This is a genomic window from Coriobacteriaceae bacterium (assembly GCA_025757745.1).
Classification (GTDB): domain Bacteria; phylum Actinomycetota; class Coriobacteriia; order Coriobacteriales; family Coriobacteriaceae; genus Collinsella.
The window spans coordinates 1,237,846-1,260,505 of record CP107217.1; the positions used below are offsets into that span (position 1 = coordinate 1,237,846).

Below are 22,660 nucleotides of genomic sequence, written 5' to 3' on the forward strand. Positions count from 1 at the left end.
ACAAGATGCGCTGGTCGAAACACTCATCTGAGGCTGGGTATTCCGGGCTCTCCGCCGAGCACCACGAGGTTCCTCTCGTAATCTCGCTAACAACGTTTCCTGCGAGGACGAGGACTGTGCATATCGTTATCGAGTCATTGCTCATGCAGACCTGTAAGCCTGACGTTCTGGTACTTTGGCTCGCGCGCGAGCAGTACCCGGGCGGCGAGGCCGATCTGCCGGAGAGTCTGATCGGATTGAAGAGGTATGGCCTCGACATACGCTGGTGCAGTGACATGCGCTCATATAAGAAGCTCATACCGACGCTGCGCGAGTTTCCGGGGGCCGCAGTGATTACGGCGGACGATGACATCTACTACGGCCCGCATTGGGCCGGAAAGCTTTACCGTGCCTATATGGAGAATCCTAGGGCGGTGCATTGTCACCGGGTGACGAAGTTCTACAAGGACGAGGGTCAGTGGCGCACTTCTCCCGGCGGATACGATGTGTACCCGTTTCCGACCTACCTCCATAAGCTGACGGGGGTCAGTGGCGCTATCTATCCGCCCGCACCACTGCCCCCCGAGATGGTGGACGAATCGCTGTTCATGAAGATCGCCCCAACAAACGACGACATTTGGTTTTGGCTGATGGCGGCCCGTGCGGGTCTGCCCTGCAACGTGGTGCGGGGCAGCGAGCCCGCGCTCTTCTATGTGGAGGGGTCGCAGGAGCAGGCGCTTACCAAGGTTAACGATCAGGGGGAAAGGCTGTTCTGGAAGCAGTTTGGCGCGGTACTGGAGAAGTTTCCCGATGCAGCGAGGTTGCTCGACAATGAATGGTGCAGGGTCCGGGCTATTAACGGCGCGGGTGCCCTTAAGGAGGAATAAACTGTGACAATCAGCTCTAAGCTTAAGCGTCTGGCGGCAAGTGTCGATACATACGGGTTCGCCTATATTATCGAGCGTGCAAGAGCACCGCACAGCCAGATCGGAAGCCTTCCCTGCATGAGGAAGAGGCAGGAGCTATATGCCGGCATGTCGGTGGCGGAGCGCGCTGCCGAGCTCGAGAGGCTCTTCATGTGCGGCACGGGAAGGAGGCTCGACCTCTCCAATCCTAAGACATTCGACGAGAAGATGCAGTGGCTCAAGCTTTACGGGGAATCAGACCTCAGGGCACGCCTCATCGACAAGGTGACCGCCCGCGAATGGGTCGCCGAAAAGGTTGGCGAGAAGTACGTCGTGCCAATGCTTGGCGTTTGGGATTCCTTCGATGAAATTGATTTCGACACGCTGCCTGACCGGTTCGCTCTCAAGTGCAATCACGGCGCAGGTTACAACATTATCGTCCATGACAAGTCGAACCTTGACCTTGCCGATGCGAAGGTCAAGGTCGATGGATGGATGGGTGAGAACTACGCCTACGGCCAGATGATGGAGCTGCAATACGAACATATTGCGCCCAAGGTCTTTGCCGAGGAATACATGGAGAACGCCGGCGGCGACATTTACGACTACAAGATTTATTGCTACGACGGTGAGCCGCTCTATACCCAATTCCTCTGTGACAGAGCAACGGGCCTTCGCATGGCGTATTTCGACAACGAATGGAATAAGCAGACGTTCCGATATTCTCAGCATGCTCTCATTACTGAGAATATTGAGCGTCCTGAGAATTTTGACGAGATGCTCGACGTGGCCCGTGCACTCTCGGAAGGCTGGCCATTCGTGCGCGTCGACCTGTACCGTCTGGACGACGGGACAGTCAAGTTCGGCGAGATGACTTTCATTCCTGCCGGCGGCATGATCGACTGGGTCCCAGCGAGCACCGACCTGTTGCTCGGCGAGGGCATTGAGCTGCCGCTTGGCAAAGCCGGGAGGTAGCTCAATGCGCGTACTGATCATCGCCCCCTACTTCGCCCCGAACCCAGAGGTTGCTTCTGTTCGCATGGTGAGCCTGTCGTCGCAGCTCGTCTCTGACGGCCATTCCGTTACTGTGCTGTGCCTCTCTCGAAAGGGTCTGCTGCGCGAGAACACACCCGAGGAGCTGACTGCTAGCGTGCCCGACGGAGTGCGGACCATACGTTTCGATCTGGACTATTCGACCGCACCGCTGGTAGCCGATTACCTGAACGGCAAGCGGTTCGCTCGAGCCCTTTCGAGCTTGGTGGACCCTGCGAACTACGACGTCGTGCTCAATACCTGCGGGCCGTATTACCCGCTGGAGGCAGCATCGATCATTGGGCGCTGGGGAATCCCCTACGTTCTGGACTTCCGCGACCTGGGAGCTATCAACTATCGGCCTGCGATTGTATCAGGTTCCGGGGCCGGCGCGGCCAAAGACGCGCTCAAGCGGCTCTATGGCAAGCTCATAAAGCGCCGCGAGCGCAGGGCGGTGAGTCTTGCCGACCGCGTCATTTGCATCAGCGGCATCGACCTCGAGGCGATGGAGCGGGCCTACGGCCTGGGCTCGAAAGCGAGCGTCGCCACCAACGGCTTCGACGAAGCCAGGCTCGTCTCCATTCGTCCAAGTGGCGATAAGCCATTTGACCTCACCGCCGCCGTCTTTGGCAAGTTTATGTATTACGACAAAGACAAGGCGGCAGCTATCTTGGACGCCCTCTGCGAGATGCGGGCGGAAGGCGTTGATGCGGGGCTTGTCCACATCGGCAAAAAGTACGACTGGATTGCAGGGGTTATGGAGTCCAAGGGTATCGACCCGGCTTGTTATGTGAATCTTGGATTGATGGAGTACCAAGCAGGCATGGCACACCTGGGGGACGCCGATTTCTTCGTGGTAGAAGATACCTCGCCTGACGACGTGGGCACCAAGATCTACGACTACATCTTCTGGAACAAGCCGGTCGTTGCGGTGGTACCGCCCGAAGGACCGCTCGCAAAGTTGCTCTCGGGCTTTGCCAATAGCTTCGTTTGCACGACGAGTGATGAGGTCCGTGCTGCGGTGGAAAAAATCGCGGCTGAGCGATTGGACTGCCTTGACCCGAACCTCGACCGCGACCGGTTCTCGCGCAGACATCAAAACAAGATTATCGAGGGCGTCCTAGAAGACGCCGTCAAGGTGGCGCGAGAGAATTGATTCGCACCAAGGAAGACCTGCGCCGTTATATGGAAGCTGACAAGAGGATGCTCGAACGGGGGGGGTCGTCACGGTCCCGTGGATTACGTCTGGAAGTTCGAGCGGTTGCTGCGTCGGTCGGAGTACTGGCACAACCGGCCAAAGACGCCCCTCACCGTGTTTTGGGGCAAGTTCCTCTCGCTACGGCTGGCGCGTATGGAGGCTCGGCTCGGGTTCTCAATCCCGCTCAACGTCTTCGGCAGCGGGCTCAGCATCGCGCACGTTGGCCCCATCGTCGTCAGCCCTTATGCGTGCATCGGCAGAAACTGCAGGATCCACGTGGACGTGAACATCGGCACGCGGGCTGGCGTACCCAATGAGGCTCCGATCATCGGCGACGACGTCTACATCGGGTCTGGTGCGAAGCTATTCGGGCGCATCGAGGTGGCCGACCGCATCGCCGTGGGGGCGAACGCCGTTGTGAATAAGAGCTTCGGCGAGCCGGGCATCTCCATCGGCGGGGTACCGGCCAAGAAGATCAGCGACAAGGGAAACCCCGACTACAAGGGAGGCGATCCTGAATGATAAAGGAGCTAATCAAGAGAATCCTCTATCCGCATACCCACTCGTCTGAGGCGTTCGCGGACTACCTTAGGCGCAGGGGCGTCGAGGTCGGCGAGGGGTGCTACTTCTTCGACGCGCGGACCATCAACGTCGACCTACAGCGACCGCACATGCTTCGGTTTGGGAAGTACGTGAAGGTAACCGGGTATGTGCACATTCTCTGCCATGACTACAGTCGCTCGGTCGTATTGCAGTCGGGGGGGCACTTCGGAGAGGCTAGAGAAACGGTCATTGGAGATAACGTCTTCATTGGCGCTCACGCAATTGTGTTGATGGGTTCCAATATTGGCGCAAATTCAATTATTGGCGCAGGTGCGGTTGTCTCCGGATCATGGCCTGAAGACTCTGTAATTGCAGGCAACCCAGCTAAACTCGTTTGTTCTTTATCTGAATTTGCCTCGAAACGGGAAGAGCGAGAACTCGAGAGCGCCGTTGCTTATGCGAGCGCGTTTAAAAAACGTAATGGCTGTTGGCCAAGCGTTAATCAGATGTCAAATGCTTTTGCATGGCTTTATTTCCCGCATTCCGAAGAAACTCTTCATAAATGTCCAGGGCTTTTCACATTAAACGGAGTCGATCCAAATGTGCTCAAAAAGGAATTCCTTACATCTCAGCCCAAGTTTGATAGTTTTCAAGAATTTTTGGAATATTGCGCCAAGGATCCAGTTTGAAATCGAAGCCTTAGATAGTAATTCTGGGCTGCCAGCCTACGTCCCTGCTTAAGAGCGGCTTGGAGTCATCTAAATAATGTGCAGGTGTGACTTATGAACCATTACCTGCTGAAGTAGTCACAATTCGTATGAATTAATGTTCTTTGACAATTGGAGATTGATATGAAGATTGCTGTCGCCGGAACCGGCTACGTCGGCCTGTCCCTCGCCGTCCTGCTCTCGCAGCACAACGAGGTGCACGCGCTGGACATCGTGCCCGAGAAGGTCGAGAAGATCAACAACTTCGAGTCGCCCATCCAGGACGACGAAATCGAGCGCTTCCTGGCGGAAGCCAAGGCGGGGGAGCGCGAGCTCGACCTGAACGCCACCGTCGACGTGGCAGAGGCGTATACGGGCGCCGACTACGCCGTAATCGCCACGCCCACTAACTACGACAGCGACAGGAACTTCTTCGACACGAGCTCCGTCGAGGCGGCCATCGCCGCCGTTCGCTCGGTGAACCCGGACGCCTGGATCGTCATCAAGTCGACCATCCCCGTCGGCTACACCGCGGGCCTGCGCGAGAGGCTGGGCGACGACAAGATCTTCTTCAGCCCGGAGTTCCTGCGCGAGAGCAAGGCTCTATACGACAACCTGCACCCCAGCCGCATCGTGGTGGGCGCGCCGAAGGAGGACGCCGACGCCGTCGCGGCTGCCGAGCGCTTCGCCGGCCTTCTCGCACAGGGCGCCGACCCCGCCGAGCTGGAGCGCGTGAACGCCGACGGTACCGTGGGCATCCCGGAACTCGTGCTGGGCACCACCGAGGCCGAGGCCGTCAAGCTCTTCGCCAACACCTACCTGGCGCTTCGCGTGGCCTACTTTAACGAGCTCGACACCTACTGCGAGGTCCGCGGCCTCAACACCCGCGACGTCATCGACGGTGTGTGCCTGGAGCCGCGCATCGGCAGCCACTATAACAACCCCAGCTTCGGCTACGGCGGTTACTGCCTGCCCAAGGACACCAAGCAGCTGCTGGCCAACTACAAGGACGTGCCCCAGAACCTGATCGAGGCCATCGTGGAGGCCAACCGCACCCGCAAGGACTTCGTCGCCGACGAGGTGCTGCAGATGGTGTGGGACCGCGTGTACGAGGGCAAGCCGAAGCCGGTCGTGGGCGTGTACCGCCTGACGATGAAGTCCAACTCCGACAACTTCCGTGCGAGCTCCATCCAGGGCGTCATGAAGCGCGTGAAGGCCAAGGGCGTGCCCGTGGTGGTCTACGAGCCCACGCTGGACGCACCGGAGTTCTTCGGTTCCGAGGTCACGCACGACCTGGAGGCCTTCAAGGCCGGCTGCGACGTGATCGTCGCCAACCGCTGGAGCGACGAGCTCGCGGACGTGGCGGACAAGGTCTACACGAGGGATCTGTTTAAGCGGGACTAGGGGACAGATGGCCGCCTGGGTCGGGGCGGCCACAATCTATAAGTAGAAACTAATTTGGGCACGGGGTGTATCGGCTGCGCCGATACACCCCGTGCCCAGTTATTCTCGCTAAACACACTCACAGTCACTGCGGATTAAACCCAATGCCATTTGTTCTACGGTGTGCACGATAAGGAGTGACGCGTGAGCCGCAAACGGAATTGCTTCCCTATCGACGATCGTCTTCTCGCCAATGTGGCGTATGTCATATCATCAAGCTTGCCGTGGCGGTTTGAGGCGGCCTTTAGCCAAGGACGTTTGGATTGCCATAGAAAACGGAGGAGCGTACAACTTTGATGAGCAGAGAAATTGAAATCAGGGAAAGAATCGCCAGGCTCGATCCTGCTGCCTTTCAGAACCTCGCCCAGGAATTGCTTACGCAGCATTTTAGATATGATAAGCCCGTACACAGGGGGTCTGCCGCCCGCTCGGCGGCAACGGCCCCGGGGACGCCTGACACAATCTGGCTTTTGCCTCACAACAAATACGCCTATCTCGAATGCGGCCATTATCCGGATAGAGCTGAAGCGAAGAATAAAATCGAAAAAGATATTAGGAAGTGCCTGGAGACCGAAAGAATAGAACTCGAATCTGGGCAGCTGGTCAAGATAGTCATCGCACATTCATGTCGAAGGCTAGACAGTTCTGACCTCAGCTATCTAAGAGGCATTGACGATCGCGTTGAGCTTGTGGGCACGGATGAAATGGCGAGCTTGTTGGCACGTCGGTACCCAAATCTTGCGAGAGAGCATCTGGGCATCGAGGTGGGTACTGGGCAAATTATGTCCCCGGACGAATTCGAATCCGCAGTTGAAAAGAACAGCTTCGCCTCTACTCTGAAGGTCGATTTGCTTGGCAGGGATAAAGAGATTAACGAGCTTCTCGCTGCGCTCGAAGAGTATCAGTTTATCTTGGTGCATGGGCGCCCTGGATGCGGGAAGACCAGGCTCTGCGTAGAGGCCCTGCGTCGTTTTGCAGACTGTAGCGGAGCATATCCACTTGTCATTCTATCGAACAAGTTGCCCATTTGGAACGATTTAGCGAATGATGTCCCCAAAGAGGACCCTTCTATAATTCTGCTCGATGATGCCAACGAACTCACTGGCCTCGAAGGGTTTGCGAACTTCGTGTCTAACAGGGGCAATATAAAGGTCCTTATGACCGTAAGAAATTATGCGTTCGGGTTCGTGAACAACTCCGTTTCAAAGTTCTGCAAGCCTTACCTCTATAAGGTCAATCCGCTTGACGAGGAGACGGCCCTAAGCGTGGTCGAGAATGGATTTGGTATCGCGAAAGGAAGAGCCTCAGCGGATATTATCCGCTTGTCGAGGGGTAACATGCGCTTGGCCTGCGCGGCGGCCGAGGTCGCTAAGGAACGTGGGATCGAGGTATTCTCTACGATGCCGAGCCTCATAGAGGCTTGCTACGGAGAGAAGGCTTCTAGCCTGGGCGGTGACGCCAAAAGGGCGGCGACAATCGTCTCGGTTTTGGACGCGCACAGGGTAGAGGGAAACAAAGACCTGGATAAGCTGCTTGCCAAGTTTGGGATTTCTCATAACAGATACGTCGATGCTTGCGCCACTCTGTGCCACGACGAACTGGTGGATGCATGTCAGGACATGGTGGCGGTAGCGCCGGGCGAACAGGTTTTGAGGGATTATTTGCTCTACCAGGCTTTCATAGCCGAGAAAAGCTTGTCTCTTTTCGATATCAACGAGTTGGAGTGCGGCAATACACTATGCCCCAGGGTTGTCGACACCCTTGTGAACAATTTCTTCAGTGACGAGCTTGTCTCCTCCTTGAAATCGCAACTGGTCGACATTTGGTCGTCAGCGAATAATGAGACGCGATGGAGGATGGTGGAGGAATACCATATCCTTCTCGGCGAGAAGGGCCTTGGCCACATTCTCGAAGCAATCGAGGGCTGCGAACCTGGAAACTACGATTACCTTGACTTCAAATTCGACAAGAGCCGTGGATTCAACTCTCCGAAATCTCATATCCTCAAATCGCTCGCGTCCTTTCTGCATGCCCCTAAATTCAGCGAGCCGGAAGAGCTGTTCTTCATGGCGTTGGAGAAGAACATTCTGCCTCCAGGGGAGGCAAAGCAGACACTCACGAAGAGCATGTGCTTCAACGAGAACTCGCATTCGAACGGGTTTCGATACGAGAATGAGGTCCTCGAACGCCTTGCGTGTGAGTTTCGCAAAACAAAGGAGGATAGGTACGGGGTTCTACTTGCCTATTATGTTGAGACTTTACTGGCGGCAACGTACGACGGCCCGACAAGGATGGAGGGAAACAAGGTCACGTTCATCCATGGAAACCACGTCTACACCGAGGCGATGATCGGCTTGCGAAGGCGTGCGATCGCCTGCCTCAAGGAGCTCAGAGGCTGTTCGAAGTTGAGCCGGCTTTGCGATACGGTGATTGCAGGTGTTCGGGGTTTCGATGGTGACGACGGGGCTGGTCGGTTGTGGAAAGAGACCCTGGAGGAGTTATATAAAGGATATGTTTCCCAAATCGAGTCGATTGAGATTTGCGGCTTACCTGGGTTTGTCCAATTGGAGAAAGAGCTCATATCCCAAGGCGTCATCGCCAGAGAGGGGCTCCCGTTCCTCTCCACGTCGCCCGAAGTACGGATCGCAGCCCGGATTTTCTTTGACGATTCCCCTGGACATGTTATCTCGGGGGAACTGACCGAGCTTGTTCAAACAGCTAGCTCGGCAGAACTGGTGTCGGCAATCTCGATTGTGTGCTCTGCCGGCCGGCAGAGCTCAACTTACGTTCCTTACCCAATCCTGAGGAACGTCATGATTCTTGGTGCTGACACTTTGATCGAACGCGCAGGCTCGATCATTCTCTCTGATATCCCCTTGTATGCGCTTCCGGACGATTTGCTAATTCGCTGGATTGACCTATTCGGCATCGATCGGGTTCGCGGTCTTGCCCTGAAACGACAGGAGAATGAGATTCCCGAATGGCTAAGTTGGATGGACGAAGTCCGGTTTAAGAAGTTCGGATTCAGTCCCGATTTGGCAAGGGATATCGAGGGGGGAGCCGAGGAGTACGGCGAAACAATTTCGTATGAGGTGGCGATGGAGATCGACTCTGCAGCTTCGGGCTTTTTCGCTAGATATGTGGCCGGCGTCCTGCAGAAGCTGGACAGGGGTTCGTACGGCTTTTGCAGGCTTCTTCCCAGCAACATCAACAATGCCGAGCAGAAGGCGTTTGTCTCCAAGCCCGCAATGTTGCGCCTTGCGGAAGAAATCTTGCTTAATGACGTAAGCGGAACGAGCCCCCATTGGAATGAGGATCTTCTTCGTTTTATCGTCGCCAACGATGGTCAATTCCCCGAGAGGGCAATGCCCGTGCTCATGGAGTTCAATGCGACTTACGCGATGGAACAATTGGGCAAGGCAACTTGGAAGGAGGAGAACGGCGAGGCCGCAACCGACGGAACATGGAAAGCTATAGAAGGGTTTGAGGTAAATCTACAGCGCATGGTGAAGCCTTTCGCTTTGAAGCATTTTCTTAATTACGCTATTGAGCATCGCGGCGATGCTGTCGTGTCTTGGCTGGCATCGCGTTCGGTGCGTGACGGGAAACTTGCCGACCATCTGCCAGATGTTGCAATGGAGTTACCCAAGAATCTGAAGGTCAAGTACATAGTTTTACTGTGCCAAGAGGGACTTAGCCCAGAAGAACTCGAAAAGGTGCCTTTAATCATGTCTTCCTTCGGCGCATCGTGGAGTGGGAGCGAAATCCCTCTTCTTCAAGGGAAGATTGACTTCATTGAAGAGGCGATCGAAAATTTGCCCGGAGCTGCCCTGATAAGGCATCGTATGGTTTTGGAAGACGCGATAGCCTCGGTGAAGCGACGCATAGAATACGCTGAGGTTGACGAGTTCCTTCACCCATTTTAGCGTCTTGGTGCGCGCTTTGGGGGTTCTCAGGTATTCGCCGGAGCGCGAGCTGCCCTCTCAGTTATGAAACCGATCGTGAGTTTACTGGTTTTCCTGCGTTTTACAGAATAGGGACCCATCGCCAGTCTTCTCATGAACCAGAGGAACACAGTCCTGGAGAGCCTTTTGAGAAACGAGAGGGCCGCAATCGCGACGCTCTCCCGGGTCAGGTGACTGAATAGAGCGACGGCCTCTACGTTCATGCTGGCGCCACGGGACTAAGCCCGGAGTCGCAGATGTGGTCATTCTCGGCCGATTTGCTGTCAGTGCGAAAGTCAGGGTCCTCGATGTGCCACGCCGAGCGGTACGGTCTTTCGAGGCTGGAGAGGTTCGCTAGCATAGAGATTCGTGAAGGGCGGCTAGCCGAGTACACAGTAGGGGACGTCCTCGCTGCCCGGCTGTCTATCGACCCGGAGAGGCGCTCCGGCGACATCGCTAGCAAGGAAATGCTCGTTGGATGAGGGCGACGGCGGCGTGGCACTACGACGTCGGCAAGGTCGTTTCCTCGCCCTATGAGTCCTGCACGCCCGAGAGAAAGCAGGCCAAGTGCCCAAACCTAATCGCCAGGAAGCGCCGCCTTGAACCGAAGGATGCAGCGATTGTCTCAGCCATCCCGGCCCCAATGCCCTGGCTCAAGGAAGCGGGCCTGATGGACTCCGAGGAGAACCTGAATCTAGTCGCCAAAGTGCTCGAGGACACGCTTACAGGTGCCTCGTTAAAGACGAGTAAGGGTATGCTGAAGGGGTCAGACGAGCAGAGGAAGGTAAAACCCGGATCGCCGGCGGAAGCCAACCCGTACGATGTGCTAACTAGGAGGCGGAAAGAATGACGTGCGAGAACGACAGCAAGCTCGACATGGCCCCGCTAGGACATTGCCCAAGCCAAGGATAAAGACGTAATATGACCCTGAGCAGGGAAGTAAGGTAACCATCGTGAACGATTCTGATTTTCAAGAAATCCCAAACTATGCAATTCTAAGGTCACAGCTAAATGGCATTTCCGCATCAATAGACAAATATACCAGCGACGCACCCATTTCTTCCACCAGGAAACTATTGACGGAGTCATTAGAAACAAAAGACATGGATGGGGTGCTGTATGCATGCAGGGAAATTGCTTCATGGTATGAAAAGAATATTGACAGTATCAGGAGCAACGAATTCGTCTTCAATGTTGACACGCATGAAGACAATATGAGACGACTTCCTCACATCATGCGCACCATTGAGAATAACAAAGGATGGTTTAATTCGTCCGCCAGCCCCTACGACATTCCGACGCAAATCAGGCAAAAGCTTATCTTCATTAGTCATTCAACAAAAGATTCCGAATATGTTGCTTCACTTGTTGACCTGCTTCGCAAAATCGGCTTTACGGATAAGGATGTTTTCTGCTCCTCTTATCCTGGATACGGTATTCCGCTCGGAAAGAATATCTATGAGTTCTTGAAAGGCTGTTTTAAGGACTATGAGCTCTTTGTTCTGTTCGTAATTTCAAAAGACAACTACTACTCCAGTCCGGCTTCACTAAATGAAATGGGTGCGGCATGGGTCCAGGGTTCAAAGTCCATTCCGATCCTTCTTCCTGGAATGAGTCCCGCTAAACTGAAAGGAGTGGTGGGGCCCGACTCTCTTGCTCTTTGTCTTGATAGCGACAACGTAAGGTACGATCTCAATAGTCTGAAGAACGACTTACTTCTTTTCTTTGGAAAACAACAAATCAACGAAAGTACTTGGGAGCATGATAGAGACTCCTTTTTGGAATCTTGCTTCGCCATTACTCCGCTAAGCTCTGAAGAGATGAGTTCCATTGAATCAGCAGACGAGAATACGACTCTTGCCGATCTAGTTGAAGATAGGGTTTCCTTGGAAAAGTCTCTGTATCGTGCGCTTGTACTTGCAAAAGAAACTCAAAATAAGCCTTTGGAAGGTTGGATTAGAAGCGAACTAAGAGGTTACAAGAGCGATGACGATCTTCCGGACTACAGAAAAACAAAAAGCACCAATTTCAGATACAGCGGTATTAACGGAAATATGCGGGTAACAAAGGCTTCCTTGCCAGTGGGTTTCATAAGAGACGAAATTATTGACATGATTAAGAACGTTGAATATCGGGAAGGGATTAGGCAAATCGAGGATTTTGCTAATTCGTCTAGCGCTGGCGCGATTGATAGAAGTATGCTCGCAGGGGAAGTCGCTCGCAACACCCAAGGTGTTGTTCAGTGTGTTGCATTGGAGCAGTTGCTTCCCCCGTCATTTTTCAGCTCTATTGTCGCAGACGTAAAAGATCGACTGATAGAAGTATTTATGAATAACGGTGCTAGCTAGGCACTTGGTCTATTTTGTATGGTGTTGCTCTCAGCTTTTTCAGCGTATCAGGCCAAGTATTCGTAACGCTTATCTCACGATCCGAATAACGGCTAATTCGCCACCATTTCGATAATTTAGCCTGGTCAAAGAGTCGTCTTATCCGAGTCTTCGTCGAGGTTTAGTACACTTTGACCTGCGGCGCGCTTGTCAAACCGACAGGTCATCTCCTCTTGAAGGGGCCCTCATACTCCCACGTAATTGGCATCGCACCATAAAGTACTTATAAATCAAGCTGTATTATGTTAGTCAGCTCAAGCAGTTTCTAAATTGGTTTATTTAAAACCCTTTGCCCGTATCACTGGAGACCACTATGAGAAATTATTACCAGGTCAAGGCCGTTGCTTCAGCCCCTCCGAAAAGGCTTATTGCAGTTGGAAAGCTCGTCTGTGTTATTGGGCTCCTCATTACACTCGGGGGTCCATTTTTGGCTTGGCTGCTTAGCGTTGGTGTAAATCGCGTGCCGTCTTTCCCGTTTATATTTCTTGGGTTGTTCTTGTTTATCGATGGTCTGCTGTTGGTCTCGACCGCGTCGAGGCAGCAAAAGGAGCTAATATATCTACGTCAATCTCTCCTGGAAGATGGTTCGCAGTTCACCGCAAGTGCTGAAGAGTTTATGTCTCAGCGAAAGGCTCTGGTACAACAAGGCGAGGTTACAGGCATATTCATCGTTCATAATGCAACCAAAGATCTGTACTACGTAGGCCAAAGCGCAAAGGCGATTGACCGGGCAGCTCTTCAGTTTCTTGGAAGAGGTAATTGTGATGTGTACGCCGACTTCAAGTACGGCGATGCATTCAACGTGCGTATAGTTCCACTGTCTACAAGCGGCTATGAGAGCCTCATTGAGTTAAAGCGCACGGCAATAAAGGCGCTTGAGGCCGCTGGCGACAAGCTTTACTAAGGATGGGTCGCCTTCCCCGTTAAATGCGTCTTATGGTGATTCTATTGCGACAAATTGGCTTAGGGGAGTCGTGTCTGCTGCTTGTACTTAAACGGCAACGGCGATATCGTCACCAATCCGCCCTAGCATATGCGCCCCACCTTCCATAAAAATATTGCTGAGCTTTTCGCATCCTATCCAACTGCAGAGCCGTGGAGCAGCCGCATGGCGATTGCCTTCCATACAATCGAAAAGTAGAATTAAGACATGATTACTCTTGTCGACATATCAGCTGCTGTTTCTCGCGTACTGTCTCGTTATGACGTCCGTGAAGCCTATCTGTTCGGCTCTTTTGCCCGTGGCGAACAGACACCAGATAGCGATATTGACCTGCGTCTTGTTTGCGGAGACAGCATGACATTTGGCACGCTATACGAACTCTCCCTTGAACTCGAAGAGGAACTCGGGCGAGAGGTTGAGATTGTAACCAATCCGCCCGAGCACATGCGTCCGGCTTTTCGCAAAAACATTGAACAGGATGAGGTGTGTCTCTATGAGGCGGCGTAAGCGTGACACTGAGCTCATCGATGTCATCTTGTCTGATTGCGAGACGCTGACTAAACGTATCGACCATTTTGGCTCTACGGAGAGTTCCTTTGTTTGCGATAGAAGCGAGGAAGGCGAACTTGCCTACGACGCAATCATGAGCCCTGTTTACAGAATAGCCGAGGATGCGCTCCATCTTTCTGATGAGGTCCAATCAGCTTTTCCGGAGTACCCTTGGAATGATATTAGGGGTTTTCGCAACTTCGTAGCTCATGGTTATCGTGAGGTTGATCGATCCCTTGCTTGGAAAGTAATCGTCGATGATATTCCCGAGCTAGAGAAAGCTTTGCGAATCTTTAAGGAGCATCAGAGCTAATGCTTCCTTGGTGGCACGTTGTCCTCGACAGTCTACGGAGCTTCGTCGAACATGGCCTCCTTTCACCGACTGGCAAAACGATTTACACTTAATTTCGGGGGTTCGATCGCAGGTTTCCTCGTTGCCCCTTGCCCGATCTCGCTACACTAATAAATGCTGCTACCAGGTAATTTCCTGGCGCAGTCTCCATTGGCTCCTGCGAAGATCGGAGCGGTTATGTTTACTGCCGCGTTCCACACTAGCCGACACTACATCCTATTTACTGTCATGGCCTGCCTATGCGTTTTGCTGGGCGGGCCTTCTTATGCCGCGGGCGCGGACAGCCTGTTCATTGCGGGCTCCACGTACTACGAGCCAGGTGTGTCGGGTCCCGGGTGGGCTTGGACCGAGGCCGAACGTCTGGAACTCACCGGCTATACGGGCGAAGCCATCGGCGCCGACGGCGACTTGGTAGTGACGCTTGTGGGGCAAAACTCCGTGGTCGAGACGCATGCGCCCGATGCGGACATTTCCATGAGCGGCATGGAGGTGTGGGGAAACCTTACGCTTCGCGGCTCGGGCTCGCTCACGGCGACGGGTTCGCAATGCGGGATCCATGTGGCCCAGGCGCTGGTGGTGGACGGCTGCACGGTCGATGCCAGGGCCGACGGGGCAGGCGTTATTGACCAGACGGTGGCCGGTATTGCCGCAGGTAGCTTGACCGTACGCGCCGGCGGGCACCTTACTGCTGTAGGCGCGGGAACCGATGCGGGCTTGCGCTTTTATGGCGTGCGCTTGCTCGACGAGGGGTTTGGGGCTGACGTTGCGAGCGAGACGCTTGTCGTGGACGCGTCCTGGCTGGATGCAACCGGTACGGATGCCGGCGTTGCCTGCGATCGTGGGTCGCTCGTGGCTGCGCACTTTGCGACGCCCGTAGGCGGGGCCTTTGGCGCTGCCAGCGTGGTGGATGCTGACGGGGCCGTTGCCACGCATGTGATGATCGAGCCCGCTGGCGCCACCGCACCGGCGGGGGAGACTGAGTCGCCCGGCGGCGAGGTGCCGGGGGATGGCACGGGCGAGCCTACTGGTGGCGCCGACCCTGCTGCAGGTCAACCCGGTGCGAGACCGGCGACGGATCCTGCGGTGAAACCCGCGGCTACGTCGCCCAAGACAACGGCCACCAAGACAACAATCAGCAAGACGACCAAGTCCAAATCCACTATGGCAACAACATCGGCGCTTCCCAAGACCGGCGACAACCACTGGATAGCTGCCTCCTTAACGCTATTCCTGCTGGGGACAGTGCTTCTGAGCACCGCATACCGCTGCTGATGCGGTACGACGCACCTGGCAGCAATACAAAAGCTCTGTAGGAGCTTTAAGGGCAACGCTTTCGGCAAGGAAGCGTTGCTTTTGTCATTTTGGAGATACGTTCAGCTTGATGATGGCACCCAGGTTGCCTACTCAGAGACAAGAGAAGATGGAACCGTTCGCGTAGCCGTCGAGCGCCCGGTTGACTTTGGCTTTGACCATGCGGAATGCTTCTTGCCTGTGGTCAAATGGTTCAACGTCGAAGGATTTACTGCTGATGACCTCAATTTCTTGATAGAATTTATCATATCAAACGCCCCGTTTATCTTCGAGCTCGCCGAACGCCAAAAAGCCGGACCGGCGGTTTCGGCGCTGGCCCTCTGACGTTCTACTGTTGAACGGTAAATAACCCATGATTTCGCCTACCGACATATCCACCGCGGTCTCCCGCGTACTGGCTCAATACGACGTCAGCGAAGCATATTTATTTGGCTCGTTTGCCCGAGGCGAGCAAACGCCCGATAGCGATATTGACTTGCGCCTAGTCTGCGGCAACACCATGACGTTCGGCACGCTTTACGAAATCTCCCATGAGCTTGAGAAAGAACTTGGGCGAAAGGTCGATATCGTCACCAACCCACCAGAGCACATGCGCCCGACCTTCCGCAAAAGCATCGAACAGGAAGAGGTGCGCATCTATGAAGTGCTGTAAACAGGACGGGGAGCTTGCGAATACTAGCCCTCAAACTTTTCCTTCCAAAGAACCCAACCCGGAGACCCTCGAGGCCATCCGCGAAGGTGACGCATTCTTTGCAGCAAGGGAGTCCGGTCGCTTCGACAACGGCGCCGATCTAATCGATGCAGCTCTAAAAGCTCCTGAAGCGTGAGAGAATTTAACCACCGAAGAGACTGTCGTCTTGGAGGTGCCAGATCGGCGAGGTACGTACCTCGCCATTTTTGTACGATTTGATCAAATGTCTAAGCATTTGAACCTGCATATCGACGAGGTCGGCAATGCGGATAAGCCTTTTCTGCCTAGTGGCAGGCTTAATTCGCGATATCCTTCATGTGTTATACTTGAGCCATAAATTCTGTTTCAAGTATTCGAAAGGCTTGAGATGAAGTTGTTAAAGGTTTGCTTCGACCATCTCTCGATGTTCGAAGACGGGTTGTTCGAAATCGACCTGTTCGCCTCCGACCGCGTGACGGCCTCCGATGAGTCGGCTTTCGAACTGGCGGACCATCTCTACGTGAATAGCGTCGTTGCGCTGGCGGGCATTAACGCTACGGGCAAAACAACAGCACTGAACCTGCTGGAGCTCGCCTGCCGCATTGTTGACGGCTCTCCGGCGCGCGGCGGCGGGCTCCCATCAACGTTCCCCGCCGCGTTCGACGGCCCGTCCAAGCTCAAGTGCGTCATATGGCACGCAGATCGTCTTTACTTGCTCGAGTCGGTGCTGCAGACTGTCGAAGGAGGCGACGACGGTCCCGAGCTGACGTTCTCCGATGAGGTGATTTCTTCGCTGCCAGCCAAGGCCCTCAAGCGCTCGACCCTGGCATCCTGGGCCGAAATCGAGAAATTCGCGTCCCCGCTGTGCGACCGTGCTCAGATGCCGGACTCTTGGGCGGCGCTTACGCCGCCTGACGTTTCCGTCGCAGCCGCTGTGCTCGCCAAGGACTTCGGCCATCGCATCCGAGCGATAGCATTGCGCGACGGTGGCTTCCGCCTCACTGAGCAATTCAACGGTCTCGACGACGTGCTTCGTGTTTTCGACTCTGGCATCGAGCACCTCGAGGTCCGGGACTCCGGTCGCGCCTTCGTACTGACGTTTACAGGTCGCGAGCCCATCACGATCTCCGAGCGGGGGCTCACCGAGGTACTCTCCTCCGGCACTGTACGTGGCCTAGGGCTGGTGCAGCGCGCAATGAGGGTCCTGCGCTCCGGCGGCTACCTTTTAGTCGACGAGGTGGAGAACCACCTTAACCGCCAACTGGTTAACGTCGTGCTTGATCTGTTTGCCGCCCGCGGGACCAACCCCAACGGCGCGACGCTGGTTTTCACGACTCACTACCCGCAGCTCCTCGATCACGTGCACCGCAAGGACAACGTGTTCTTTCTCGCCCGACGCAACGGCGGTGCGCGCGTGGTGAAGTACGCCGACCGCGTGAAACGCATCGAGAACAAGAAATCGGAGGTATTCGCCTCGAACTTTGTGAAGGGGACCGCTCCGCGCTACGCCGACGTGCGCGCGCTTAAAGAGCTCGTCGCAGAGGAGGTGTCCGATGAGCGGTGATAACGGTTTTCGCTTTGCGGGATATCATCCGATCATCTCCTGCGAGGGAACAGCGGAACAGGTGGCCGTGGACATTCTCCTCGAGGCGGACGCGCTCGTCTTTTCAGAGGCCGACGTCGTGGACGTCACCCGCCTGCGCAAAGCCTCCGATATCCAAGATAACTACCTCAACTTAGACTATGACTGGCCAGTCTGCATCGTCAGGGTGCTGGACTCGAGGAAAGAACGCTTCAAACTCGGCAACCTGTACGCCGGCCGCTTCCCGGTGGTTAGCTACGTGACCCATCCCGAGATAGAGGTGCTGGCCATTATTCGAGAGGGCTCGTGGAGACGCTGGCACGGCGGACGCATGAAACCGAGCGACTTCTGCAAACAGGAGCTCGGCATGCACGAGGTAAAGAGGGAAGGCTTCCTCAAAAGTTATTGGGATGCCGATTCGCTTACGGCAGCCGCCAGGGAATACAAGCGACTTTCGAAGATCCCCAAGGGCGAGTTGTGCCTGGCAGACCTCATCCGGTAAAGGTTTGCAGCCACCGCAATACCCATAACGCTTCCCAAGACTACCGGCTGCCGCTTGATTGCCCTTTTCTCGGCGCTTTTCTTGCCGTGCACAACACAGCCATAACGCCCATTTCCGGAAGTGCGGGGAAAAATCGCAACCAGCCGAGCACAAACCAAATTTTGGCGTCAAAACCGCAGGTCACGAAAGGGTATAACCGGGGTCTGGTTGGCGGAACTCGGTCTTTCCCCGCACTTCCGAACTCGGAGAGTCTTAGAAGCCAGTATTGAATATCGGCAGCCACTTGCCGAAAACCCATTTGAGGGAATCCGTATCGTCAATATCATTCGAGAGGGGATGACGGGCGATGGCCCACGCCTACAGTGAGATGTATCTCGAGGATGCCATGAGAACGCTGGGCGAGGCGGTCGATTTTGCTCTCTGTGACAAAGGGCTGAGTCCTGTCGAGTTGACGGCGATCCTGTCGAACGCTCTTGAGATGAAACAGTTTGAGCGCGGTATGCCTCGCGTCGTCTGCGGCATGGCGGGCGACGAGCTCGCGCGCGATATTATCGCCCATGCGGGACTGACCCCCGTCAAATGTAGGGAGACCTATCCGTTCGACCGTTCGCCTCAGTATTGGGCGGGCTGGGTTTTGGCCTATGCGCAATGGATGAGCAGCTTGGGCTTTAATGAGCTACTCGAAGTCGCCCCGCTCGATTGGATCATCGGCTCGTACCATCCGCTTCACGAGGCCTCCGAAGACAAATTCGCCCAGATTGTCATTGATAAATGGAACGATGCCCAGGCAGACAAAAAGGGCCTCAAAGCGGCACGAAAGGCGGCCGGCCTAACGCAAAAACAGCTTGCCGCCCAATCGGGGGTTAAACTTCGCGTTATACAACTCTACGAGCAAAACCAGCTCGACCTACGCCGCGCCTCGGTCTCCTCGGCATTGGCGCTTGCAAATGCCCTAAACTGCGCCATCGAAGACCTCGTCTGGAAACCGGTTGCCCTGGAGTACGACTCGCGGGCTATTCCATCCATAGAGCTATAAAGGAGGCAGACATGCTTTGGAGCAATGTTCAACAAGATGACGGCGCTGATTGCGTTGCTCAAGAAGATCATTCAACTGCGCACGTGGCAAATTCAGCATCACTGATTTTGCGCGACGGGGCCACGTTAATCGACGAAGCTGTTCGGCTAACCATTGCGGGCATGCCCAACGCGCTCAGGCTCTTGGAGAACTCATGACGACGGTCGCGCCGCGCCGGGCACATCCGTTCGCACCGCTCGTGCTCGACGATGCCGGTTCGTTCGAAGCTATGGCCGCGGCCGTGATGCGTCTACACAGCACGCTGATGGCCGTCGGGCGCTGCTATACGACCGACGCCGCGGGCGACCGTGCCGCACTTGAGCTTGGACGCGTCGAGTCCGTACTTGCAGGTTCATTCTGTACGATATTCGGCCAATCGCCGGCCGATCGCTTCGCAGACATCTTTGACCAGGTCGCCTACGTGGCCGAGCACATGGTCAAGGACCACATCTTTGAGGACGGCAACAAACGCACCAGCCTTGTCTTTGCGTTGTCCGTCTTAAGGTTCGCCGGCACTCCGGTCGTGCTGTCCGATGGCCCCGAGCCCAAAGACAATCAATACTATGCCTGGATCCAGGACCTCGTTTCCAGTCGCCGCACGACCAGCGAGCTAGCCGAAGAGCTGCGCCGCGGTTGTGTTGTAGGCTCGGGAGACCCCTCGCGCGTATAGAATCTAAGCATCACCACGCCAGTTATTGAATGGATTGGACACCATATGGAAATCCCCAGCACCCTGTGCAGCAATGTCTACGACTTTGCGTTTTGCCCCGAGCCCTGTTACGACCGCCTGGTCGACCTCGCCGATCCCGAGGACTGGGGTCCCAGCAACCGCATCCTCAAAAACTACCTGTCGTTTTCGTTTAGCCGCGCGGTGTTTTTGACCGAGCGCGACGTGGACCAGACCGCACCGTCCAACCTGCCGCTGGTGTTCGATGACGACCGCTGCCTGTTTAACACCGGCCTGTATACACGCCGTTACGAGACCATCTACGGTCTGTTTGAGCCCAACACCAAGCCCGACGCACGCCAGCGCTGGTTTTTGAAGGGCTTCTTTAAGGAGAGCGACCCCATGCTGGTCTCGTTTGAGTACCTGCCGTGCCGCGTGCGCTTTGCCGAGGACCCCTCCGAGCTCGTCTTTGACTACCGCCTGCCCATCCGTTCCAACATCGACCACATTTTGGGCGACGAGGAAAACCTGACGCGCATCCCCGCCAGCCTGATGGGGGAGGACAACTCGCTGCTGCTGCGCCGCGCCTTTGAGGGCGCCGTCGTCGAGGCCGCCCGCCGCGCCGCAGCCAACTACACGCTCGCGGTGCCGCAGTTCTATGGCGGCCGGATCCAGCTGCTGCTGCCGCCGCGCCTAACCGGCGACAAGCCCGAGCTGGCGCTGACTATCCAGCGCGAGGACGGCTTTTACGCCGCGCGTACCTGTCTCACGCTCGACATGGCCTACAACAACGCGCGACTTATCTGCCGCCCCGAGACCTCGTGGATCAAGCGATAAAGGGTGGTTTAGCTGCTGGTTTGTCGGCTGCCCTGATTGCGGTGACGAGGTCTGCGCCCACGATTACGTCAACGATTTTAAAATCGGGGGCAAAAAGTTCTTGGTAAACCACGCGCGGCTATGATAGTATCTCTTTTGCCGAAAGGTGACGGGCGATTGGCTCAGGGGTAGAGCATATCCTTCACACGGATGGGGTCACAAGTTCGAATCTTGTATCGCCCACCATCAAAAGCACAGGTCAGAGGTGTTAAGCCTCTGGCCTTTTTCTTTTTGACACCAAGGGTGACACCAAAACTGACACCAAAAACAAATCGTAGTCGTCTATGGCGCCATTTTTTATCGCATCCTTTTTGCTGACGCCATTGCCCGTTTTGTATAAAACGCATGCGTATTTTCATTGAATTCCCCCTGTGATCCGAGCACAAATGTGGAGATAGGGACCACATGCCCAAAGCGCCTTCCAGCGGATTTCTATCACACGGTGGTTTTTCGGCAGAACTCGTCAAGCTTTTGGTTTGCTTCCGGTACTTACCCGCATGATGTCCCGGTAGATAATCGGCCATGCCCGCAATCCGCACGATCAACGGCCGATACCAGGGGAGGCACAAATGGACGAAATCGTCTGCGCAAACACAGCATTCCGCTACTGGCGCTGCCCACCGCAGGTGCGCAACCTCTACCCGCACCTACCCAACTCCGAAGACGGCTGGCGAGCTCTATCCCAATCGCCCTTTGTAGTCGACGTCCTCAAGACGCCAATCATCACAGCAGCATCAACACGAAGCAACCTGCATTCTGAGACAAGACGGACCATCCGATGGAACAGCGCCTATACAGAGAAGGTTTCCATCGACACGGGTATGGGCTTTAGCGTCACTGACCCTCTTAATACGCTATTCACCATGACTCGAAGCGTGTCTTCATGCGACCTGGTTCTGGCTATGTACGAGTTCTGCGGATGGTTCTCGGTTTTTAAACCATCGCCCGCGGTCGACATAGCACTTGAGCAGACAAAATCAGAAGAAGAGCAGTACACCACAGAAAGTTTGTTTGAACTAGACGAAACTCAAGATGAGATCCCATGGAAGCGAGTCCATGCTCGGGCGCACCAGAAGGACAGCAAGAATGATCAAAGTGAGCAGCAGGATAACGGATCCGGAAATACAGCTAGCGGAAAGGGCACATCGCTCTGGATGAGAAAGCCTCTTATTGAAATAGAAGAACTGCATAGATTTGCAGCGAAGGTTAAAGGCGAGATGTGGGGAAAGCAATTCTACGAAGCCGCACGGCAGGTAATGGGTATCGCTGCATCCCCGCTAGAAGTTGCTGGAATCATGTTACTGAGTCATCCGAGGCGTGCCGGCGGAGCGGAGTTTAAAAACATATTCGTCAACGACTTAACACCGCTGTCGAATTCAGCTCGGAAAATCGCAGGTCAGAAAATCTGTTACGGCGATATCGTCATCGTAAATCCAATAACAATGAAGGCTGTGATTATCGAACTTCAAGGAGAGGTTATCCATGGATCGGGCGCCGTGCTTGACCACGATGCCACCCGAATGACAGCATTGCAAAGCATGGGATACGACGTATTTCTTGTAACCCATGACATGCTCAATGATCACGATCAACTTGATGTCATCATCCACAGTGTGTGTGAGCGATTAGAGTTGCGCTATAAGCCAAAAACCGAAGCGATGAGATGCGCTGAGACCAGATTGCGGGCCAACGTTCTGTGCAATTGGCTCGGTATTGGTAAGTAATAATGGCCAAGTGAGCATTTTTAATACTTTATATGCTGCCAGTAATTAAGTGCCATTTTACAACCACGCCGGTTTACTACGTTGGATTGAGGGTGGCTGAGCACATCGAATTCGCCGCACGTAAAACCGCAGGTAGATCGCCTGCCCGTTTTGCGAAAGTAGGCGTGAGGTCGGTAATCCGGGAATCGGCGTAGTAAACCGGTCCGTTTATGAAGCGACCAGCTTGGGCGAGCTACGCACGGTTCCGTAAAATGGTCCGAAGGCGTGCGGA

22 protein-coding genes and 1 tRNA gene are annotated in these 22,660 nt (G+C 54.9%); all 23 read left to right on the top strand.

Going from position 1 to position 22,660, the window contains the following annotated elements; translation table 11 throughout:
- Positions 1-116 precede the first annotated feature (116 nt).
- Complete coding sequence (locus OGM60_05230; GenBank protein ID UYI98310.1) at positions 117-866, top strand: hypothetical protein; 750 nt, start codon at positions 117-119, stop codon at positions 864-866.
- Positions 867-869: 3 nt separating this feature from the next.
- Positions 870-1,859, top strand: a complete 990-nt coding sequence (locus OGM60_05235) for a hypothetical protein (protein ID UYI98311.1) — start codon at positions 870-872, stop codon at positions 1,857-1,859.
- Positions 1,860-1,863: 4 nt separating this feature from the next.
- The gene (locus tag OGM60_05240) at positions 1,864-3,072 is read left to right on the top strand and encodes a glycosyltransferase (GenBank protein ID UYI98312.1); all 1,209 of its coding nucleotides are present in this window, start codon (positions 1,864-1,866) and stop codon (positions 3,070-3,072) included.
- Between the two features lie 78 nt (positions 3,073-3,150).
- Complete coding sequence (locus OGM60_05245) at positions 3,151-3,636, top strand: hypothetical protein (protein UYI98313.1); 486 nt, start codon at positions 3,151-3,153, stop codon at positions 3,634-3,636.
- A 170-nt stretch (positions 3,637-3,806) separates the two neighbouring features.
- Positions 3,807-4,346, top strand: a complete 540-nt coding sequence (locus OGM60_05250; GenBank protein ID UYI98314.1) for an acyltransferase — start codon at positions 3,807-3,809, stop codon at positions 4,344-4,346.
- Between the two features lie 162 nt (positions 4,347-4,508).
- Positions 4,509-5,768 (top strand): nucleotide sugar dehydrogenase, encoded by a 1,260-nt coding sequence (locus OGM60_05255; protein UYI98315.1) that lies wholly within the window; start codon positions 4,509-4,511, stop codon positions 5,766-5,768.
- A 335-nt stretch (positions 5,769-6,103) separates the two neighbouring features.
- Complete coding sequence (locus OGM60_05260; GenBank protein ID UYI98316.1) at positions 6,104-9,733, top strand: hypothetical protein; 3,630 nt, start codon at positions 6,104-6,106, stop codon at positions 9,731-9,733.
- 496 nt (positions 9,734-10,229) lie between these two features.
- On the top strand, positions 10,230-10,601 hold the full coding sequence (locus OGM60_05265) for a hypothetical protein (GenBank protein UYI98317.1): 372 nt from the start codon (positions 10,230-10,232) through the stop codon (positions 10,599-10,601).
- Positions 10,602-10,704: 103 nt separating this feature from the next.
- A complete protein-coding gene (locus OGM60_05270) occupies positions 10,705-12,099 on the top strand; it encodes a TIR domain-containing protein (protein ID UYI98318.1) in 1,395 nt (464 codons plus the stop codon).
- A 352-nt stretch (positions 12,100-12,451) separates the two neighbouring features.
- Positions 12,452-13,042, top strand: a complete 591-nt coding sequence (locus OGM60_05275) for a hypothetical protein (protein UYI98319.1) — start codon at positions 12,452-12,454, stop codon at positions 13,040-13,042.
- 246 nt (positions 13,043-13,288) lie between these two features.
- Entirely contained in the window at positions 13,289-13,588 is a 300-nt protein-coding gene (locus OGM60_05280) for a nucleotidyltransferase domain-containing protein (GenBank protein UYI98320.1), read from the top strand.
- Positions 13,575-13,943, top strand: a complete 369-nt coding sequence (locus OGM60_05285) for a DUF86 domain-containing protein (GenBank protein UYI98321.1) — start codon at positions 13,575-13,577, stop codon at positions 13,941-13,943. The genes OGM60_05280 and OGM60_05285 overlap by 14 nt, the downstream gene beginning before the upstream one ends.
- A gap of 216 nt (positions 13,944-14,159) precedes the next feature.
- Positions 14,160-15,254 (top strand): hypothetical protein, encoded by a 1,095-nt coding sequence (locus tag OGM60_05290; GenBank protein ID UYI98322.1) that lies wholly within the window; start codon positions 14,160-14,162, stop codon positions 15,252-15,254.
- A gap of 81 nt (positions 15,255-15,335) precedes the next feature.
- Positions 15,336-15,617 (top strand): hypothetical protein, encoded by a 282-nt coding sequence (locus OGM60_05295; GenBank protein ID UYI98323.1) that lies wholly within the window; start codon positions 15,336-15,338, stop codon positions 15,615-15,617.
- A gap of 28 nt (positions 15,618-15,645) precedes the next feature.
- Positions 15,646-15,945, top strand: a complete 300-nt coding sequence (locus OGM60_05300) for a nucleotidyltransferase domain-containing protein (protein ID UYI98324.1) — start codon at positions 15,646-15,648, stop codon at positions 15,943-15,945.
- A gap of 406 nt (positions 15,946-16,351) precedes the next feature.
- A complete protein-coding gene (locus OGM60_05305) occupies positions 16,352-17,527 on the top strand; it encodes an ATP-binding protein (GenBank protein UYI98325.1) in 1,176 nt (391 codons plus the stop codon).
- A complete protein-coding gene (locus OGM60_05310) occupies positions 17,517-18,047 on the top strand; it encodes a hypothetical protein (protein UYI98326.1) in 531 nt (176 codons plus the stop codon). The genes OGM60_05305 and OGM60_05310 overlap by 11 nt, the downstream gene beginning before the upstream one ends.
- A 346-nt stretch (positions 18,048-18,393) precedes the next feature.
- Complete coding sequence (locus OGM60_05315; protein ID UYI98327.1) at positions 18,394-19,083, top strand: helix-turn-helix domain-containing protein; 690 nt, start codon at positions 18,394-18,396, stop codon at positions 19,081-19,083.
- 11 nt (positions 19,084-19,094) lie between these two features.
- Complete coding sequence (locus OGM60_05320) at positions 19,095-19,280, top strand: hypothetical protein (GenBank protein ID UYI98328.1); 186 nt, start codon at positions 19,095-19,097, stop codon at positions 19,278-19,280.
- Positions 19,277-19,792, top strand: a complete 516-nt coding sequence (locus OGM60_05325) for a Fic family protein (protein UYI98329.1) — start codon at positions 19,277-19,279, stop codon at positions 19,790-19,792. The genes OGM60_05320 and OGM60_05325 overlap by 4 nt, the downstream gene beginning before the upstream one ends.
- Before the next feature lie 45 nt (positions 19,793-19,837).
- Entirely contained in the window at positions 19,838-20,626 is a 789-nt protein-coding gene (locus OGM60_05330) for a DUF3825 domain-containing protein (protein ID UYI98330.1), read from the top strand.
- Positions 20,627-20,776: 150 nt separating this feature from the next.
- Positions 20,777-20,851 (top strand) — tRNA-Val (locus OGM60_05335).
- Between the two features lie 383 nt (positions 20,852-21,234).
- A complete protein-coding gene (locus OGM60_05340; protein UYI98331.1) occupies positions 21,235-22,389 on the top strand; it encodes a hypothetical protein in 1,155 nt (384 codons plus the stop codon).
- The last annotated feature ends 271 nt before the right edge of the window (positions 22,390-22,660 follow it).

Bases quoted from the DNA above. Each gene is read 5' to 3' on its own strand.
- OGM60_05240 (UYI98312.1), top strand. From the start codon at position 1,864: ATGCGCGTACTGATCATCGCCCCCTACTTCGCCCCGAACCCAGAGGTT.
- OGM60_05255 (UYI98315.1), top strand. From the start codon at position 4,509: ATGAAGATTGCTGTCGCCGGAACCGGCTACGTCGGCCTGTCCCTCGCC.
- OGM60_05260 (UYI98316.1), top strand. From the start codon at position 6,104: ATGAGCAGAGAAATTGAAATCAGGGAAAGAATCGCCAGGCTCGATCCT.
- OGM60_05265 (UYI98317.1), top strand. From the start codon at position 10,230: ATGAGGGCGACGGCGGCGTGGCACTACGACGTCGGCAAGGTCGTTTCC.
- OGM60_05275 (UYI98319.1), top strand. From the start codon at position 12,452: ATGAGAAATTATTACCAGGTCAAGGCCGTTGCTTCAGCCCCTCCGAAA.
- OGM60_05280 (UYI98320.1), top strand. From the start codon at position 13,289: ATGATTACTCTTGTCGACATATCAGCTGCTGTTTCTCGCGTACTGTCT.
- OGM60_05285 (UYI98321.1), top strand. From the start codon at position 13,575: ATGAGGCGGCGTAAGCGTGACACTGAGCTCATCGATGTCATCTTGTCT.
- OGM60_05290 (UYI98322.1), top strand. From the start codon at position 14,160: ATGTTTACTGCCGCGTTCCACACTAGCCGACACTACATCCTATTTACT.
- OGM60_05300 (UYI98324.1), top strand. From the start codon at position 15,646: ATGATTTCGCCTACCGACATATCCACCGCGGTCTCCCGCGTACTGGCT.
- OGM60_05305 (UYI98325.1), top strand. From the start codon at position 16,352: ATGAAGTTGTTAAAGGTTTGCTTCGACCATCTCTCGATGTTCGAAGAC.
- OGM60_05310 (UYI98326.1), top strand. From the start codon at position 17,517: ATGAGCGGTGATAACGGTTTTCGCTTTGCGGGATATCATCCGATCATC.
- OGM60_05315 (UYI98327.1), top strand. From the start codon at position 18,394: ATGGCCCACGCCTACAGTGAGATGTATCTCGAGGATGCCATGAGAACG.
- OGM60_05320 (UYI98328.1), top strand. From the start codon at position 19,095: ATGCTTTGGAGCAATGTTCAACAAGATGACGGCGCTGATTGCGTTGCT.
- OGM60_05325 (UYI98329.1), top strand. From the start codon at position 19,277: ATGACGACGGTCGCGCCGCGCCGGGCACATCCGTTCGCACCGCTCGTG.
- OGM60_05330 (UYI98330.1), top strand. From the start codon at position 19,838: ATGGAAATCCCCAGCACCCTGTGCAGCAATGTCTACGACTTTGCGTTT.
- OGM60_05340 (UYI98331.1), top strand. From the start codon at position 21,235: ATGGACGAAATCGTCTGCGCAAACACAGCATTCCGCTACTGGCGCTGC.